14 protein-coding genes, 7 tRNA genes, 1 rRNA gene, 1 pseudogene and 1 other annotated feature are annotated in these 19,407 nt (G+C 29.5%); all 23 genes and pseudogenes read left to right on the top strand.

Annotated features, from left to right (window positions below; all coding sequences use genetic code 11):
• The first annotated feature begins 180 nt into the window (after positions 1-180).
• Positions 181-297: ribosomal RNA gene (gene rrf / locus KPL44_RS22040) — 5S ribosomal RNA — on the top strand.
• Positions 298-305: 8 nt separating this feature from the next.
• Positions 306-382, top strand: a tRNA-Ile gene (locus KPL44_RS22035).
• A gap of 3 nt (positions 383-385) precedes the next feature.
• A tRNA-Ala gene (locus tag KPL44_RS22030) sits at positions 386-461 on the top strand.
• 120 nt (positions 462-581) lie between these two features.
• Positions 582-1,076 (top strand): HD domain-containing protein, encoded by a 495-nt coding sequence (locus tag KPL44_RS22025; protein WP_216254945.1) that lies wholly within the window; start codon positions 582-584, stop codon positions 1,074-1,076.
• A 148-nt stretch (positions 1,077-1,224) separates the two neighbouring features.
• A complete protein-coding gene (locus KPL44_RS22020; RefSeq protein ID WP_216254943.1) occupies positions 1,225-1,740 on the top strand; it encodes a transcription repressor NadR in 516 nt (171 codons plus the stop codon).
• 60 nt (positions 1,741-1,800) lie between these two features.
• Positions 1,801-2,964 carry a DUF362 domain-containing protein gene (locus KPL44_RS22015; protein WP_216254941.1) on the top strand — a complete coding sequence of 388 codons (1,164 nt, stop codon included), beginning with the start codon at positions 1,801-1,803 and terminating at the stop codon, positions 2,962-2,964.
• Between the two features lie 5 nt (positions 2,965-2,969).
• On the top strand, positions 2,970-5,699 hold the full coding sequence (locus KPL44_RS22010; protein WP_216254937.1) for a UPF0182 family protein: 2,730 nt from the start codon (positions 2,970-2,972) through the stop codon (positions 5,697-5,699).
• Positions 5,700-5,806: 107 nt separating this feature from the next.
• A complete protein-coding gene (locus KPL44_RS22005) occupies positions 5,807-7,240 on the top strand; it encodes an NAD(P)/FAD-dependent oxidoreductase (protein ID WP_216254934.1) in 1,434 nt (477 codons plus the stop codon).
• A gap of 37 nt (positions 7,241-7,277) precedes the next feature.
• A pseudogene (locus KPL44_RS22000) lies at positions 7,278-7,517 on the top strand (DUF1667 domain-containing protein); the annotation flags it as partial.
• A 120-nt stretch (positions 7,518-7,637) separates the two neighbouring features.
• Positions 7,638-7,839 (top strand) — a binding site (T-box leader).
• A 102-nt stretch (positions 7,840-7,941) separates the two neighbouring features.
• Entirely contained in the window at positions 7,942-9,225 is a 1,284-nt protein-coding gene (serS, locus tag KPL44_RS21995) for a serine--tRNA ligase (RefSeq protein WP_216254927.1), read from the top strand.
• A 165-nt stretch (positions 9,226-9,390) separates the two neighbouring features.
• Positions 9,391-9,481 (top strand) — tRNA-Ser (locus tag KPL44_RS21990).
• Between the two features lie 25 nt (positions 9,482-9,506).
• Positions 9,507-9,597 (top strand) — tRNA-Ser (locus KPL44_RS21985).
• Positions 9,598-9,817: 220 nt separating this feature from the next.
• Positions 9,818-9,908 (top strand) — tRNA-Ser (locus tag KPL44_RS21980).
• 25 nt (positions 9,909-9,933) lie between these two features.
• Positions 9,934-10,024, top strand: a tRNA-Ser gene (locus KPL44_RS21975).
• A 111-nt stretch (positions 10,025-10,135) separates the two neighbouring features.
• On the top strand, positions 10,136-10,663 hold the full coding sequence (locus KPL44_RS21970; RefSeq protein ID WP_216254924.1) for a GNAT family N-acetyltransferase: 528 nt from the start codon (positions 10,136-10,138) through the stop codon (positions 10,661-10,663).
• Positions 10,664-10,713: 50 nt separating this feature from the next.
• Positions 10,714-10,787: transfer RNA gene (locus KPL44_RS21965), tRNA-Arg, on the top strand.
• 382 nt (positions 10,788-11,169) lie between these two features.
• Entirely contained in the window at positions 11,170-11,862 is a 693-nt protein-coding gene (locus KPL44_RS21960) for a hypothetical protein (RefSeq protein WP_216254920.1), read from the top strand.
• A gap of 12 nt (positions 11,863-11,874) precedes the next feature.
• A complete protein-coding gene (locus KPL44_RS21955; protein WP_216254917.1) occupies positions 11,875-13,239 on the top strand; it encodes a DNA adenine methylase in 1,365 nt (454 codons plus the stop codon).
• Positions 13,240-13,483: 244 nt separating this feature from the next.
• Entirely contained in the window at positions 13,484-14,110 is a 627-nt protein-coding gene (locus tag KPL44_RS21950; protein WP_216254914.1) for a SprT-like domain-containing protein, read from the top strand.
• 450 nt (positions 14,111-14,560) lie between these two features.
• Entirely contained in the window at positions 14,561-15,139 is a 579-nt protein-coding gene (locus KPL44_RS21945) for a recombinase family protein (RefSeq protein ID WP_216254912.1), read from the top strand.
• A 415-nt stretch (positions 15,140-15,554) separates the two neighbouring features.
• Complete coding sequence (locus KPL44_RS21940; protein WP_216254910.1) at positions 15,555-16,805, top strand: hypothetical protein; 1,251 nt, start codon at positions 15,555-15,557, stop codon at positions 16,803-16,805.
• Complete coding sequence (locus KPL44_RS21935) at positions 16,806-17,324, top strand: hypothetical protein (RefSeq protein WP_216254905.1); 519 nt, start codon at positions 16,806-16,808, stop codon at positions 17,322-17,324. It begins immediately after the preceding gene.
• A complete protein-coding gene (locus tag KPL44_RS21930) occupies positions 17,312-19,237 on the top strand; it encodes a hypothetical protein (RefSeq protein WP_216254903.1) in 1,926 nt (641 codons plus the stop codon). Before KPL44_RS21935 ends, KPL44_RS21930 begins: the two co-directional genes overlap by 13 nt.
• Positions 19,238-19,407 lie beyond the last annotated feature (170 nt).

The following is a 19,407-nucleotide window of genomic DNA, read 5'->3' as shown; positions in this document are numbered from 1 at the left end:
CATGGTAACATGTTCAGCTGACTAATACTAATAAGTCGAGGGCTTGACCAAGATAACATAAGTAACAATTAATATTAATAATGCGAAAACTGTGCAATTTTGAGAGAATATCTCATAAAATGTATTGACAAGTTAACTATAACTTGGTATACTTTTAAAGTAAGGTTAATACCTTATAAATTTGGTGATTATGGCATGAAGGTAACACCCGTTCCCATACCGAACACGAAGGTTAAGCTTCAATGCGCCGATGGTACTGCAGGGGTGACCTTGTGGAAGAGTAGGTTGTCGCCAAATATTCATATGGATCTTTAGCTCAGTTGGTTAGAGCTACCGGCTCATAACCGGTCGGTCTGGGGTTCGAGTCCCTGAAGGTCCACCATATGGGGATATAGCTCAGCTGGGAGAGCACCTGCCTTGCACGCAGGGGGTCAAGGGTTCGATTCCCTTTATCTCCACCAAAAAAACAGTCTAATATGGACTGTTTTTTATTTCGTTAAAAATTAGTTGTAAATTAATAAATATACTCAAATAAAATGTATAAAAGAATAAAAAAGTTTAAATATGAAGGGAGAACTACATTGTCACTATATAGAATAAAGCAGTTTTACAGATCAATGGTTGCTAAACTTAATGATAAAGATGTAGATTTCCTAAAAACTTATTTAAAAACTTATGAATTGTTGTTATTTAATAAATTACCTATATATGAACAAAAGCATTGCATAAATGTAGCTAGAGACGTAGAAATAAATTGTAACAAAAGAAAAATACAATCATTTGATTTGATAAAAGTAGCATTGTTACATGATATAGGCAAGATATATAGTACAATGAATCCAATAGATAAAGCTATAATGGTTATATTGCATAAAATAACAAATGGAAAGATTAGAGCATTTAACAAATTTAAAAATGTTAATATATATTATAACCATGGAGAGATAGGATGTAATTTATTGAAACAATATGGGTATGAGGATAGATTTTTATTTTTGATAAAAAATCATCATAACAATAGTATAATAGACGATATAGAATTGAATATATTAAAAGAATGTGATAATAAAAACTAAGAAACTAATAATAGTTTCTTTTTTTATAACCTTTTATAATAAATTAAAAAAAATATATATAAATGGAACAATTTATATATTATAAAATATTTTAATAACTAGTGAAGAGTGCTAGAATATAATTAAATACATATACTAGGAGGATAAAATGAATTCAAAGGAAAGAAGAGAATATATTAGAAATCTACTAGTTACAAAGGATAATACATATAAAGGTCAGTTTCTAGCAGAGCAATTAGGAGTCACAAGGCAGGTTATTGTAAAGGATATAGCAATTATAAGAGCAGAAGGAGTAAACATAATTGCAACTCCAGAAGGGTATTTGATTCCTAGTGAAGAAAATAATTTTGTACGCAGAGTAATAGCAGTTTCGCATGGGCGTAATGACATATATAATGAGCTTGAATGTATTGTTAAGTTCGGTGGGGTAGTAGAAGATGTAACAGTAGAACATCCTTTATATGGCGAAATAAGAGCAATGATTATGATAAAAACGCTTATGGATATAGAAGGATTTACAAAAAAATTCAAAGAATCAAGTGTTCAGCCATTATCATCTTTAACTAAAGGTATACATCTGCATACTATAAAGGCTGATAATGAGGAAATTATAGAATCTATTATAAAAGAATTAAAAGACAAAAACTACTTAATTTCTGATTAGTTTATTTTTGCAATATTGCAGCTTAGCAGGAGATGATTTAATTAATAAGGGGAGATTATTATGGAAAATGTTGCACTTTTAAAATGCGAACAATATGATGTTGATTTAATAGAAAAAAAGTTGCGAGAAGGATTTGAATTATTGGGTGGAGATGACTTTTTAAGAAAATTAATACCTAAAGATAGTAAAGTACTTTTGAAGCCTAACATGTTAAGTGTTGAAAGCAAAGAATCACCAGTAGTAACTCATTATGCTGTTTTTGAGGCAGTAATTAGAATTGTTAAGGAATATTCAAATTATGTTAGCTTTGGTGATTCACCAGGATTTGGTGATTCAAGGAAGGCAGCAGAGAAATCTGGTCTTATGGAAGTTGCAGATAGATATGGGGTTAAATTTGAGGATTTTAAAGAATCAGTGCATGTTAGATTAGAGAATTCTATTCTATGTAAATCATGGAATGTTGCTAAAGCAGCTTATGAAGCAGAGGTTGTCATAACACTTCCAAAGCTTAAAACACATGCTATGGCATATTATACAGGGGCTGTAAAAAATCAATTTGGATGTATACCGGGAACGCAAAAGGCAACATGGCATACAAGAATGCCTGATGCAAATAATTTTTGTAAGATGCTTCTGGATTTGAATACAGCTGTAGGGACTAACTTTGCTATCGTAGACGGTATAATTGCTATGGAAGGTAATGGTCCTAAAAGTGGTCAGGCGTATAATTTGAATACTTTAATTATGGGACAAAGCTTAACGGCTGTAGATTCAACTGCAGTTAGGCTTATAGGTTATGACAATCCATTAGATACACCAGTATTAAAAGAGGCATACGATAGCAAGTGGGGAGTAGTGCTTCCAAAGGATATAAACATACTTGGAGAAAAATTAGATGATATGAAAGCGAAAAATTTCAAGCTATGTCGAAAGGGTGGTAATTTTTATTTTATAAACCCGGCTGTAACTAATTTTTTAAGGGGAATGATAGCGCCAAATCCAACACTTATTCAAGGTAAATGTATAGGGTGTGGTAGGTGTGCAGAGGTATGTCCAGAAAAGCCATCGGTGATTACAATGGTTAAAAATGGAGATAAATTAAACCCTAAATGGAATATGAATGAATGCATTAGATGTTTTTGTTGTCAAGAATTATGTCCAGTTGGTGCAATTGAAACAAAATATTCAACTCTAGGAAGATTACTAAAACTAAATAAGAGGTGAATCTTGTGAAAGGGAAAAAAACAATAGTAACTATTATTGTGATAATAGTATTTATTATAATTTTCTTAGGTAACATAGTTAATCTAGCCATAAATATTCAATGGTTTAAGGAAGTTGGCTATTTATCTGTATATTTTACTAAGATAACATCAATTTTAAAGCTAATGGTACCAGTATTTATAGTAAGTTATATATCAATATGGACATATTATAAAATAATCAAAAGAATTATTTTAAGAAGTAAAAAGGTAGAAGAGTGTAATAAAAATAAAGAAAAGATAAAACGTAGTATTAGTATTCTAATTAATACTATAATTTCTTTTATAATATCTTTTAGTTTTGCATCTAAATATTGGTATACAATATTACAATTTGAGAGTACTACAAAGTTTAATTCTGTAGATCCATTATTTAAAAAAGATATTTCATTTTTTATATTTAAACTTCCGTTAATTGAATCACTATATAAGATGCTTATAACGATTATTGCGGGCTTAATGATAATTACCATAATAACTTATATTATATTAAAGTCAAAGGATTATATAATGTATCCAAGAAAAAGGAATAATGTTTCTTCACTTAAAAAATTTAAGAATATTAGAAATGTAAGAGGTGAATTAACTAAATTTGCAAGAAGGCAGCTTGCCGCATTATCTTCAATTGCAATATTCTTGGTGTCTTTAGGATATTTAATTAAATCTTGGGATCTAGTATATTCACAAAAAGGAATAGTATTTGGAGCGAGTTATACGGATGTACATGTAACATTAAGGTTTTATGAGGTAATAGCAGTAGTATCTTTAATATCTGCCATAATAACATTTATAAGCATTTTAACATATAAAATAAAACCTATAGTGATATCTATCATTGTGATAATCATTTTAATTATTGGGGAAAATATAACATCAATTGCAGTTCAAAAATTTGAAGTTCAATCAAACGAAAAAACTCTAGAAAAACCTTATATTCAGTACAATATAGATAGTACAAGAAAAGCTTTCAATATAAATAATATAGATGAAATACCATTTGAGATAAAAAATGATTTAACAAAAGAGGATATTAAAGAAAATAAAGATACCGTTAATAATATAAAAGTAAATTCTTATAAGCCAGCTTTAGAATTTTATAACCAATTCCAATATTTAAGGTATTATTATGGATTTAATGATATAGATATTGATAGATATAATATTAATGGAAAATATAATCAAGTATTTATAGCACCAAGAGAAGTTAATTTAGAGTCGTTAAAAGGTAATTCAAACACTTGGCAGAATAGACATTTAGTTTATACACATGGGTATGGCGTAGTTGTGAGTAAGGTAAATTCTGTAACTAGTGAAGGACAACCAGATTTCATAATTAACAATATACCACTAGAAAATAAAACAAATATAAAATTAGCTAATCCTAGAATATATTTTGGTGAAAAAACCAATGATTATAGCATTGTTAACACTAAAATTGGAGAGCTTGATTACCCTAAGGGCGGGGAAAATCAAATGAATAGTTATGAAGGCATGGCTGGCATAAAAATGAATATTTTAAATAGAATTTTATTTGCAATAGATCAAAAAAGTGCCAAATTTTTATTATCTGATGATATTACGTCAAATAGTAAAATATTAATTGATAGGAATATACTTGAAAGAGTAAAAAAAATTGCTCCATTTTTAACATATGATGATGACCCATACATTGCAATAAATGGAGGAAGGTTATATTGGATTATAGATGCATATACAACTTCAAATAGATATCCATATTCACAGCCACAAGATGGCAAAAATTATATAAGGAATTCAGTTAAAGTGGTTATTGATGCATTAGATGGAACTCCTGACTTTTATATAGTTGATAAAAATGATCCTATAGTAAATAGCTATTCAAAAATATTTCCTGAACTATTTAAAAATTTAGAGTCAATTCCAAGTGGTATAAAAGAACACTTTAAATACCCAGAGAGGCTATTTAGTTTGCAATCAAATCTCCTAGAAAAATATCATATAACAGACCCAGAAGTATTTTATAATGGAGATGATGTATGGTCTATAGCAACAAATCAAGAGAAAATTGAAGGTAACCAAGAGAAGATTGATGCTTCTTACTTAATAATGAAATTACCAAAGGAAAAAAAGCAAGAAATGGTTTTACTTGAATATTTCAATACTAAAGGGCGAGATAACATGGTATCGTTGTTTGGAGCAAGAATGGATGGAGACAATTATGGTAAAATGGTTTTATATATATTGCCACCAAAGCAAACGGTGTATAGCCCAGTATTATTTAAGCAACAGATAAATCAAGATACTGTAATATCAAAGGAATTATCACTCTGGAATACCCAAGGGTCTCAGGTTCAATTTGGAGAAACAGTAATTGTACCAATTAAAAATTCTCTGCTTTATGTAGAACCTATGTATTTAAGGGCTAAGGGGAAAACAAGTATACCAGAGATGAAAAAAGTTATAGTCTCTTATGGTGGTAAAATAGTTTTAGATGATAATATAGAGTCAGCATTAGAACAAATATTTAATAGTTCTGATAGAAGTAATATATTAAAATCTGTATATAATTCAGATTTAGATTTTAAAACATCTGATAATATAAAAATTGCTAAAGATCTATATAATAAGGCAATGGAAGCCAAAGAAAACGGTAAAACAGATGAATATGGAACATATATAAAACTATTAGGTGATGTGCTTAATAAGGTAATTAAATAGAATATATTTAACATAATCTAAAAAGTTTTTATATACTGCGTCGTATGTTTAAAAAAAGGATATAATAACAATGTAAAGAAAAAGTTTAGGTATGCTGGAGGGTTATAATGGATTATGATGTACTTATTTTAGGCGGAGGAATAATTGGATGTGCAGTAGCTTATGAAATTTCAAAATATAATCTTAATATAGCTGTTATTGAAAAAGACTATGATATAGCGGATGATGTAGCATTAATAAATACCGCTATGGTATATAATGGCGTTGAGAGTGAAGATACTTTAACTGCAAAGCTTGAACGTATGGGAAATAAAATGATGGATACTATAAGTGCTAAATTTAATATTCCATTCAAAAGATGTGGTTCTCTAATACTTGCTCAAACTGATGAAGAAGTAGATATAATACAAGGAATATATAATAGAGCAATAGATAGAGGAACGAAGGATGTGCTTATTTTAGATTCTGAATATATATATGAGATGGAACCAAATCTAAATGTAGATATAAAAAAAGCACTATATTCTAAAAATACAGGTGTAATTTGTCCATTTGATTTAGCATTATCCTATGGCGAAGTAGCATTTGATAATGGTGTCAAATTTAAACTAGAAGAAGAAGTAATAGACATTCAAGAGTTAACAAAAGGTTTTAAAGTTATTACTAATAAAAATAAATTAACTTGTAAAATGGTAATAAATACAACGCCATCGGAAAATTACAGCATAGTAAATGAAAAAAAAGTTAATGAAAATAAAAAGAAATCTACCATAAATGGAAAAGATATAAATAATAATGAGGGAGTATCGAAATATATACTTTTAGATAATAATGAAAAAACAAAATATTCTCATGCATTATTTATTATGAATTCTAAGGGCGAGAGGACTTATACACTTCCAACTATGGAAGGAGATACAGTAGCAGCTATTAGTACAAGAGAGAATGTTAGTTATGATGAGGTAGTAAAAATGGTATCTAAGATAACAAGTGTCGTGGATGATATGAATGTTAAAATGTTTTTGGATTGGCCTTTTTTCGAAGATCCTATGGTAATTGATGATAGCAGTATAGATGAAGGACTTATTCAAATCAAAGGAAAGCACTATGGCCAAGTTACTATGACACCGGCTATTGCAAGTATTGTATGTGAGAGTGTAGTGAGTAATATGAAGTGTAAACTTAAAAAAGATTTTAATGATAAAAGAAGAGAAAATTATAAATTCCGCGATTTGTGTGATGAAGAGAGAAAAAGAGTTATAGAGCTTGATGAAAAATATGGTAGAATCATATGTGGATGCCAAAAGGTAACCGAAGGTGAAATAGTTGATGCTATACGTAGACCTCTTGGTGCACGAACAGTAGAAGGTGTTAAAAGAAGAACTGGCGCTGCATTTGGAAATTGCCAAGGGGCACATTGCCTAAATAAAGTCGTTTCTATTTTAGCGAGAGAGACTAGTAAAAAAATGACAGAAATAACTAAGGACTCAAAAGACTCTAATATTTTGTTATGTAGAATAAAAGAATTTAATAGTATGTAGGGGATGAGTATACTTGAAAGAAGAAACTAGTTATGACATTAATGAAAATGATGATATATTAACAACTTTAGTTAGGATAAAAGGTTCGGATTTGTGTAATGTTGTTTCAGTAAAAACGAGTAAACCTATTAGTAAGAAGCTATGGATAGAGTGCTCTAAGGCATTGAGTAGAATACATGTGGGGCCACCTATAAAAATAGGAGATGTAGTATGTAAAAATTTGCTTAATACTGGAATTGATATTATATGTACTAAAAATGTCGAGAGAAATAGCTAGTACATATAATTTTACATTAAAAGTTTTTATTGACTTTATAAAAAATTAGATGTAATGTTTTATATAAAATAAATGATATTACTTTGAAATTATTAGCATAAAAGTATAATTTAATAAAGTATAAAACCTATGATGAAAATAGTAACAAAATATAAAGGTTAAGAGAGTCAGTGATTGGTGAAAACTGATACCTTCATTTTTGCGAATCCACTTCCGAGGGACTGTGAGTAGCAGTACGGTATAACCGTTATATTTGATAAAGAGGATTAGATATTTATATTTAATCAAGTAGGGTGGCAACGCGGAGTCTTTCGTCCCTTTTTTTAGGGAAGAAGACTCTTTTTTTATTGTATTTATAATCTAGGTATCTTAATTAAGAATTGGAAATGACAAACATTTATAATATATTTAAGGAGGAACGATTATGTTAGATTTAAAGAGAATAAGAAATAATCCGGAAGAAATAAAGGCATTGATGGCAGATAGAGGGGAAAATTTTAAAGTATCATTAATTGATGATGTTGTGTATCTTGATAAAAAAAGAAGAGATATGTTAACAAAGGTAGAAGAGTTAAAAAACAGAAGAAATACTGAATCTGCACTTGTACCAAAAATGAAAAAAAATGGTGAAAGCGTAGAAGAAATAATGGTGGAAATGAAACAGCTTTCAGATGAAATTAAAAACTATGATGTTGAGTTATCTGAGGTAGATGAGAAAATCAAAAATATCATGTTAAGTATTCCAAATATTCCTAATAAAAACGTACCACTCGGCAATACAGAAGAAGATAATGTTGAAATAAAAAAATGGGGAGAACCAGCAAATTTTAAATTTGAAACTAAAGCACATTGGGATTTAGGAATAGATAATGATATCTTAGATTTTGAAAGAGGCGGAAAGATTACAGGTTCAAGGTTTACAGTTTATAAAGGCCTTGGAGCAAGACTTGAAAGAGCATTAATAAGCTACTTTTTAGATTTACATGTGGACACAAATGGATATACAGAAATATTGCCTCCATACATGGTTAACAGGCAAAGTATGATTGGTACTGGTCAACTACCTAAATTCGAAGAAGATGCCTTTAAAGTAGCTAATACAGACTATTTCTTAATACCTACAGCTGAGGTGCCGGTTACTAACATATATAGAGACGAAATATTGAATGGTCAGGATCTTCCTATAAAACATGTTGCGTATAGTGCTTGTTTTAGACAAGAAGCAGGATCAGCAGGAAGAGATACAAGAGGACTTATAAGGCAACATCAATTTAATAAAGTTGAGCTTCTTAAATTCACAAAACCTGAAGATTCTTATGCGGAACTTGAAAAATTGCTTGCTGATGCAGAATCAGTCCTACAAGGACTTGAACTTCCTTATAGAATAGTTAAGATATGTAAAGGTGATTTAGGATTTACAGCTTCATTTAAATATGATATTGAAGTTTGGATGCCAAGTTACAATAAGTATGTTGAAATATCAAGCTGTAGTAATTTTGAAGATTACCAAGCAAGGCGTGCAAATATTAGATATAAGGACAATAAAAAAGATAAGGCTCAATACATCCATACACTTAATGGATCGGGAGTAGCTGTTGGAAGAGCGTTAGCTGCAGTGCTTGAAAACTACCAAAACGAAGATGGATCAATAACTATACCATCAGTTTTATTAAAATATATGGGAAAAAATACAGTAATATCAAAATAAAAAGATTATTGTATATATAACATAATAAATATACGCTTTAATATTTGATATTAAGGCGTTTTATTTATTGCAATTGAGGTTTATTGCATGAAATATACAAAAAAACAATAAATATGTTGACAATGAATATTTATACTGATATAATATATTTTGTTGCTACAATATGGAGGGATGGTCGAGTTGGTTTAAGGCACCGGTCTTGAAAACCGACGTACGTGAAAGCGTACCGTGGGTTCGAATCCCACTTCCTCCACCATTTTTAACAACACAATATTAAGCCTGGAGAAGTACTCAAGTGGCTAAAGAGGTGCCCCTGCTAAGGGTATAGACTGGGCAACTGGTGCGAGGGTTCAAATCCCTCCTTCTCCACCAGAAACATTTAACATTTGTTAGATGTTTCTTTTTTTTATATAACAAAATATATCTATAGTTGGATATGTTATATTGTGTAATACTATTATAAATCTTGAGTAAATAGTAAGAAAATTGTTTCATAAATTTAAAATGAAATATAATTATAGGTATAAGATTTAAAAAACATGTTGACATGATATAAACATGCTGATATAATAAATCTTGTCGCATAGGACATGGAGGGATGGTCGAGTTGGTTTAAGGCACCGGTCTTGAAAACCGACGTACGTGAAAGCGTACCGTGGGTTCGAATCCCACTTCCTCCACCATTTTTAACAACACAATATTAAGCCTGGAGAAGTACTCAAGTGGCTAAAGAGGTGCCCCTGCTAAGGGTATAGACTGGGCAACTGGTGCGAGGGTTCAAATCCCTCCTTCTCCACCAAAAACATCTAACATTTGTTAGATGTTTTTATTTTATTATGTGGAATATATATATCTATTTAATTGTTAATTTATTTAAATGTAACTAAAATATAATAATTAAGGAGTAAATATGTTGAAAGGTAATAAAGTATCACTTAGATGTGTAGAACGAAAAGATCTAGATATATTTTATGATATTTGGTGTAATGAAGATATTAGAAAACTTGATGGTAAATTTAGATTACCTCCATCTAAAGAGGATATATTAAACAATTTCAATAAATTTGTTAACATGGATAAGAAATATCTTAGTATTATAAATGAAAAAGGAATAGTTGTAGGATATATAACATTTAGAGAAAGTAATGAATGTAAGAATGTATATACACTAGGTATTACTATAGATAAAGGATTTTGGAATAGAGGATATGGACAAGATGCTATAAAAGTATTGCTTCAATATTTATTTATGAATATGGCTGCACATAGAGTGGAGCTACAGGTGTTAGATTTTAATTTAAGGGCAATTCAATGTTATAAACGATGTGGGTTTATCGTCGAGGGAAAGAAAAGAAAAGCTTGCTTTTCATATGGAAGTTACAGAGATGTAATAGGTATGGGAATTTTGATAGAAGAATTTATGAACAATAATTTGTAAAAAAACTTTACTCTTATCATATAATATGGTAGTATAGGAATGTAGTTTATGCGTTGGTAGCTCAGTTGGATAGAGTAGCTGGCTACGAACCAGTTGGTCGCAGGTTCGACTCCTGTCCGACGCACTTGATAAGCCTAGTAACTGTACCAGTTACTGGGCATTGTTATTTTTTGAAGATTTTATAAAATATAGGGTTTCGAGATTATTTGGAGACTAAAGATATAAAAAGCTTGTAAACATAAGGGTTTGCAGGCTTTTTTTAATTTGAATATTTATGCATTATAGTGTTCTGAGGTATTTAAATGGCAGTAAATTTTATATTATATATAGCCAGTATGTCAGCTTAAAAATGGTGCAGTTATGGAGAATTTAAGGGATGGCAAGCATATTGGCAATCCATGTGCTTATTTGGCAAACCAATTTAATGCTAATAACATAGATTTCTTATTTGTTATATGCTAAAATTTATGGATAATATTATATGGTTCTACATAGGGGGAATAATTATGGAGTCAACTAGACTTTGGCAAATGGATAATGAAGAAATAGTAAAAACACATAAAATTATAGCTACTGAAAATGCTATAAAGAAGGAAAAATTACTTGGATTATTTGAGTTTGAAGTTAAACGATATAAAGATAAAAATTCTAAAAGGGAGCAGTTAGAAATATCGGCTAAAGTCCAAGGTGAGGATTATGGGAAAATAAAGGCTAATTTAATGAATCTAGAAAGTGAAATTGTAGCATTTAGGTCTCATGGCGTTGCATTGGGCAGAACTAAATTTGTAGAGCTTAGTAAATTTATAGTAGACAAATATTATTATTTTAAGCCTGAAGAAACAGAAAGCATAGATTATGAGGTTACAGGCGATATAGCTGATGAAGTCCTTGAAATGTTATGTAGGTATATATACAATGATGATGAAATTGAAGTAAAAGTAATTGAGGGAAGAACCATTGGTGAGCTGAAGCTTTATCATATTCCACTTAAGGACTTCAATAAAGAACTAAAAGACAGTAAATTCAAAAATTATAATTATACTGATATAAAGGAAGGGTTATCAAAAAAACATTACACACACTCAAATAAAGGCAAATTTGATTATGTAGTTAGTGAAAATGGATTAAAAACAAAAATGGTTAGTATTCATGAGTCTATTGCTGAACCTATTTTAAAGAAATTTGGTACAATTGAATAGGAGGGTGAGATTATGGCATTAAAAACATTAAGCCCATTTCCTTATTTTGGTGGTAAAGCTAGACTAGCATCTCTTATTAGTGATATGCTCGACTATAATAATACGGACTTGTATATTGAACCGTTTGGAGGTGCGGCACGTTTGCTTTTTAACAAACCACATCATAAAATCGAGATTTATAATGACTCAAGTGCAGGTTTATGTGCCTTTATGCGAGTCATGAGTAATAAGGACACTGCTAATGAGTTAATAAACAGGATATATGGAACAGAGTACAGTCTTGAAGAATTTCATCATTATATGATGATAAGAAATGAGGCTGAAGATCATTTTATAGATGAGTTGAAAAGGCAGGCATTGGTATATTTAAAACAACTGAATTTTATATATTATTCAGAAGATTTGGAGAAACTAAGGGATAATATACGTTATAAAAGGATTGATGCAATAGCTAAAAGTTATGACAAGGTTATAAAAGATACTAATTTTAAAGTTGAAGAATTAAACATTCTCGGAAACTTCAAAAGGTTATTTGATGATTATATAATAATATATAAAAAAATACTTTCACCAGCATATGAAGAGCAGTATATACTATATTTTGAAGAATTCAAGCATATGACTATTAAAGAGGTCAAGAAAGAAATAGCGGTTTACTTAGATAAATCAAAGACTTTAATGAGTAGTCAAAATGATAAATTAGACTTTTATAAAAAAATAGAGAAGTTAGAAAAAAAATTATTAGACGTTCTTAATATGACATTGACGAGTATGAATAAAAATAGATTAAAACAATACGAGGAAAAAGTACATATGCGAGCTAAAAAAATTGCTTATTCAGAGACTTCGAACAATCATGATAATGTAAGTATTGGCGATATGGATTTAGCAGTTGCAACTTATGTCATTTATTCTCAAAGCAGGGATGGGATGGCAAAGGATTGGAGTGCTGTTAAATATAAATCTACAGACGATTATCATAGGGCTATTAGTAGGCTCTATGATGTTGCAGAGAGATTAGAAGGCGTACATGTAAGTCAAGTAGGGGCATTATTATATGTGTTGAAATGTCCTTATTTAAATGATGAGAGGGCAATGATTTATTTTGATCCAAGTTATTTAAAACCAGAGGATGAAAAGAAAAACTTAGGTGAAATATATAAAGATTCTTTTACTTATGAAGACCACGAAATTTTTTTGAAAACGATATATAAGGGAAAATGTAAGATGCTTGTTAGTAACTATAATACAGAATTATACAATAAATATCTTAATGCCGATAATGGTTGGAGGAGTGTACAGGTTGACACAACAACTGGCGTAGGTGGAATAAAGGGCAACGGAAGAATGGAAGTTTTGTGGTATAATTATTATTGACAAAAACGTGTAAAATGGTATAATAAACATGTAGATACTATCCATACGAGTTACTGAGTTACTGAGTTACCGGATAATAAAATAATTATAAGATTACAAAGCATATTATCAGCATTCACCAATTTGGTGAGTGCTGTTTTTGTTATATAAGAGGAAGTTTTAACAAGTGCACTCTAAGAAGTATACCTCTAAATAAGCAGTTTTATATAAGTATTATAAACTGCTTAAATGGGGGTAAATAATAATGATATCTACGGACAATTTTTTATTGGAGAATGCTTTTAATGTATTCAACAAGATATATTTTGATGGAAGTTTACCAGAGGTAGTAATAACAATTCAATCAAGTCCTAAAAGTTATGGGTACATCACTGTTCATAAAGTTTGGAAAGATAATAAGGATACTTATCATGAGATAAATATTTCAGCAGAGCATCTTACTAGAGATATTGAAAATGTTTTAGCTACTCTTTTGCATGAAATGGTGCATCTTTATTGTATGGTAAATAGCATTGAGGATACAAGTAATGGGGGAAGGTATCATAATAAAAGGTTTAAAGCAGAGGCGGAAAAAAGAAATTTAATAATTGAATATGTTCATTATATAGGACATAGCAAAACTTCACCCAGTAAGAGGTTTATAGGGGTACTTAAAGAAAATGGGATGTATACAAACATAGATCATTGTAGGACTAATGTAAATAGTTTGATAGTACCACCTACTGGAGGTGCTAATGTAAGTAATTTGGGTAAGAGGAAAACGAGCACTCGGAAATATGTTTGTAATGAATGTGGTATCAATATAAGGGCTACTAGGGATGTAAATATCATATGTGGTGAGTGTATGTGCGTTATGATAAAAATGGACTAGTAATATACAAGGATTTAATGATGATTAGGAAATTAGTGTAAGTACCTAATACATAGGTATTAAATATTAGGCAAAATCTCAGCATAAAATAACTGGTTAATGTAATTAAAAGTCTCTAGCAAATGTTAGGGATTTTTAATTTTATAAGTTAGTAACATGCAAAAGTGCGTCAATAGGATTACTATGTATAGTTGACACATTTAAGAATGAATTTATAAGTTGTTGACACTAACTGTATAGATGGAATTAGCTAGATATAATGTTTATGTGGGGTATACCAGCTGAAACATTTCAAAATTCTGATAAAAGTTATTGATATATTTTAAAAATAATGGGAGAGGGTTGGTGACACTGATTATAAAAAATAGAAAAGTGTGAAATACTATAACATTTTAAGGACTAGTTATTTATTTAAATCAGTATTAAGTAATAAATTAATGGAGGGCATAAATGAAGATTGGTTACATTAGAGTAAGTGACGAAAATCAAAAAACAGATAGGCAAGAATTTAATATGGAATCATTAGGAGTTGACAAGGTATACATTGAAAAACTAAGTGGCAAGGATATGAACAGACCAGTGCTAAAGGAAGTTATGGATTTCATACGTGAAAAGGATACATTAATTGTCGATTCGATTTCTAGATTTGCAAGAAATACAAGAGATTTACTGGAACTTACTAATAGGTTACATGAAAAAGGTGTTAAATTCATCTCTTTAAAAGAAAACATCGATACGACAACACCTACAGGTTTGTTTATGTTGACAATATTTGGGGCTGTTGCTGCTCTTGAGAGAGAATACATTAGAGAGCGCCAACGTGAAGGTATTTCCATTGCGAAAGGGAAGGGCGTTTACATGGGACGGAAAAAAATACAAGTGGATAGAAGCACTATGGGAATGATCTACAACCAAATCCAAAACAAGCAGATTAGCGCAACCAAGGCTATGGGATTATTAAACATGAAGAGAAACACATTTTATAGACGGATAAAGGAATATGAAGACAGCCAAATCATAGATTATTAATTATAAATAAACATATAGAATTACTAAATTCTCAAAAATAGCATAGTATTGTTATAAAGGGACAGCTAAATACTGTCCCTTTACGTTTATATAAATATGTTTTTAGTAGATATTAACTTAAAGAACAACATGGAGATATCTACAAGTGTAAACTAAGAAAAATAGATATATATATAGGAAAGTCTATTAGATTTACAGATATAGTTAGAAAAAGAGTATTAGTATTTTAAAAGCTTGCTTATTATACTATTAGAAATCTAGATATTAGCATGAGGGAGGGATTTGAATTCAGTAGATAATGTGGTATTATAATGTTAAGTTTTGTCTTATATCACGCAATATGTAAGTGGTAAAGTAGAGTTAAAGAGTTAAATGTTTAATGGCAAACTTAATATTTCTGACAGGGGAGAAAATCATGAAAAAACCTCTTAATGGTAATAAAGAAATTAATACTGATGCAGAAGCAAGTATAAAAGGTATAGGTTTGCAAAAAATGAGAGCTGTAGAGCGGTTAATTAAAGCTTTATTAGAGGACAGAAAAAGCATTTATTGTACTATAGAACATATAGATGATGTTCTTGAAATAGATATGGGATCAGATATAACGAAATACATAACAGAGCAAAATAAAGTATATAGTACCCCTTTTTCAATAAATAGTGAAGAAATTAAAAATTCATTGCGTATTTTTTTTGATAACTGGAGAAAGGTTGAACAATCTGAAAATATAGTATTTGTTTTTTATACTAATACAAAAGTTGCTAAGGAAAAGAAAGTTGGAGTATTAAAAGAAATTTCAGAACCATTACCTACAGAGTCTATATTACAACTTTTAATAGAAAAGAAATATGACAAAGCATTTCCATTTGCATTGCCGGTGTTTAAAGATTATTATATTCAACAGCATAAGAAACATTCAAATGGTGATAACTCTTACTATGAAAAGTTAATTGAGGGCATAACAAATGATGAATGGGAGCTGTTTTTTAATTTAATTGAATGGCGTTTCGGTGAGGAAACTGAGCAAGAAATTAGAGGTAGAATTAAAGAATATGTTATGGAATTATGCATAAGATATAATACTGACATTAAATTCTGTGATAAGATTATTGCCTGTTTACTTGACATGATTGAATCAAGAGCACTAGAAAAAGATTTCTTGATGAAAATTGTGCATGTTTCGGAAGTTAAAATTATTTTCTTTGAATTTATAAGAAAAGTAAAAGTAGAAGAAAGATTGGATCCACTGTATCCAAAGTGGGATCAAATTAAATGCGATGATGTACGAAACTTACAAGAAAAAATATATACAGTTTGTCCTGAATTTGATGAGGATATAATACAAGAATTAGAAGATGATTATGTTGAAGGAATTTACGAGCAACAACGATATGTTGAAATAAAGGAAGTTAAGGCATATAATTATCGAATTTATAAAGTATGTAAGAGAATAGTTAATAGAGTTATAAAAGAGAAACAAGGAAAGTTTTTACAAGAAGAAGTAGAGGGTATATTTGAGCAATTAGCTGATGAAGCAGAGAGAGTCATTAATGATAAAGCAAAAACATATAAGGAACCTTACTTAGATAGAGATATGGTAAAAAAAACAATAATTATTTTGTTTCAGGATTGTTTTTTAGCATTAGATAAAGGGGGGGTGGCTTAAGTGGATAGTAAAAAAAGAATGATGTTTATATTAGAGGAAGATTATTATTTTATCACTATAAAACTATTAGCCATTTTTAAAGCTTTGGAATGCTATAAAAAGCCTTTTTCTGACTATAGGAAATTAGGACTTATATTTGAATTTATTAAAGATGATAGAAATATGAAATTGTTTAGAAAATTAATTAAACAAGATGAATTAGATATATTTGAAAATGAGAAAGCAGTAAAATTATTTTGTGATTCAAAAATGGATGTTTCTATAATAAAAAGAGTCCTTTTTTTTCTGGAAAAACAAGAAATCGTCTCTTTGCAAAAGAATATAAAATCTGGGAATATAGATGTAATGATGTTACATAATGAAAAAACAGAAGAAATATTTATGGATGATTCGATTAAAAAGGATGTAGATGCTGCATTGGAGCTTAAAAAAAATATACGAGGACTTAAGGTTCTTAAAATAGAAACTCTGCAAACAAAAATATTAGGATATAGTGAGGTTACAAAATGGGAAGATTAGCAATTAGAAGGGTTGCTTATAACGGTCAAAAATATTACTTTGAATCTCCTTATTTAAATGATGGAATAATTGTTTTGGAAGGAGAAAATGGTCAAGGTAAAAGTACGTTCATGAACCTTATTTATTATGGATTAGGAGGCAAAGTTTCAGGGTTCAATAAAAGGGATAAAGAGGCAGAAAATAAGCATAATGAAATATATTATGATGTCGATAATTATGTTGAATTAGAGGTAACTATCAATGACAAAAATTATGAATTGACTCGATCCATAGGGGATAGTTCAATTTATATTGTAGATTCAGAAAAAAAGGTAATAGAAACTTGTGTTTATAGGAATAAAAGTAATGGGGATACTACAGTATTTTCTGATTGGATACTAGAAGTATTGGGAGTAGATGTATTTGACATTGTTCAGGGAACTAAGAAATTTAAATTAAATATGACAGATTTAATGCGATTGATATACCATGATCAAGCTACTGAGGTAGACAAAATATATAAGATTCCGGATAATGAAAATTTCCTCTCAGATTCATTAGAAATTAGAAAGGCTATTTTTGAAGTGCTATTAGGTGAGATTTACAATGACTATTATTCTGTACTTGGAAAATATAAGATTAAGTTAAAAGAGTATGAGAAGAAAGAAGCTGTAATGGATAGTTACAATGAATTTTTAGCAGAAATATTAAATGAGGAATTAGGAAATGTAGCTCATATTAAAACAATTATAAATGAAAATGAAGAAATGCTTACGAAGGTCACCATAGAACGAGATATAGCAAGAAGTGAAGAAAGTAATGCTAGTGAAATTTTAAAAGAAATAGATTTTGAAAGACGAAAATTAAATCAATTGCAGGGTAATATGGAAGAGCTTATTCATGCTAGGTCATCAGTAGAGCAATCAACAGAGAAAATATTATATCTTATTGATGGGTCTGAAAAAGAGCTGTATGAAATAGAGAAAATTCGTTTTGTAAACAAAAAGCTAAAGTTATTTACACCAAATACATGCCCTTACTGTCTAAGGGAAGTAATAAGAGATAAGGATAAATGTATATGTGGATGCGAAATAGATGAAGAGCAATATGAAAAATTTTTTTACACAGATCAGGAATATTTAGAAATATTAAAGGTTAAAAAAAAGGCAATACAATCGTTAAGTGGATTGCTTAATAAGAAAAATAAAAGGTTGCAGATGATATTGAATGAATTAGAAGAATACAACCATAAGATTAATGGCGTACGTTCTTTTATTCAGGATTTAGCAAAAGATATTACATCAGACTATAATTCAGCATATGTAAAAAAAATAGATGATAGGATTTGTGAGATCAACTCAAACATTATTGAATATAGAAAAGCAGAGGAATTAGCACAGAAAAGAGAAAACATAGCTGTTGAGGTAACCAAATTAAGGAATCAAATTGATGGATTAAAAATTAAAGTTGATTCATATTTAAGTTCAGCTAGAGAAGATATGTTAGTAAAGAAAAAGATATTTAGTGAAATTTATCTTGATTTGATGGAAAATGCAGATAAGAATTGTTATGCAGCATATGTTGGTGATGATTATATGCCTCACATTAATATGAATTCTTATAGAGAAAGAAGTGCATCAGTACCTAAACGTTTAATGTTCTTTTTAACAATGCTTATCATGAGTTTAAAAAATAACGTAAATTATCCGAGGTTCCTAATGATAGATACTCCCAATAAAGAAGGAATTGATAAGATAAATTTAATTAAAAATTTAGAACAACTCTCAAAAGCATATGAGCTAAGAAGTGACCCAAGTACATTATTTCAAATAATTTTAACAACTGGGACAGGTACTTATCCAGAGAGTTTTAAAAAGTATGTATTTTTGACGCTAGAAGATGATAATTTGCTATTAAAAATAAAAACTAAATAAGATTTTTTAAAAATGGAAAGTACATTACAACTATAAGAGGCATAAGCTATTTAATTGATATAAAAATATATTAAATGAATGGTAGATATAGCACAGAAATATAATTACAAACTCACAAGTTACAATCAGAATAATATATGTGCAATGGGATTTATTTATTAAAGCAAAGG

It is taken from the genome of Clostridium sp. DSM 17811 (assembly GCF_018861905.1).
GTDB lineage: Bacteria > Bacillota > Clostridia > Clostridiales > Clostridiaceae > Clostridium_AD > Clostridium_AD frigoriphilum.
Note: the sequence above shows the minus strand (reverse complement) of the source record. Positions and strands in the feature narration are given on the sequence as shown.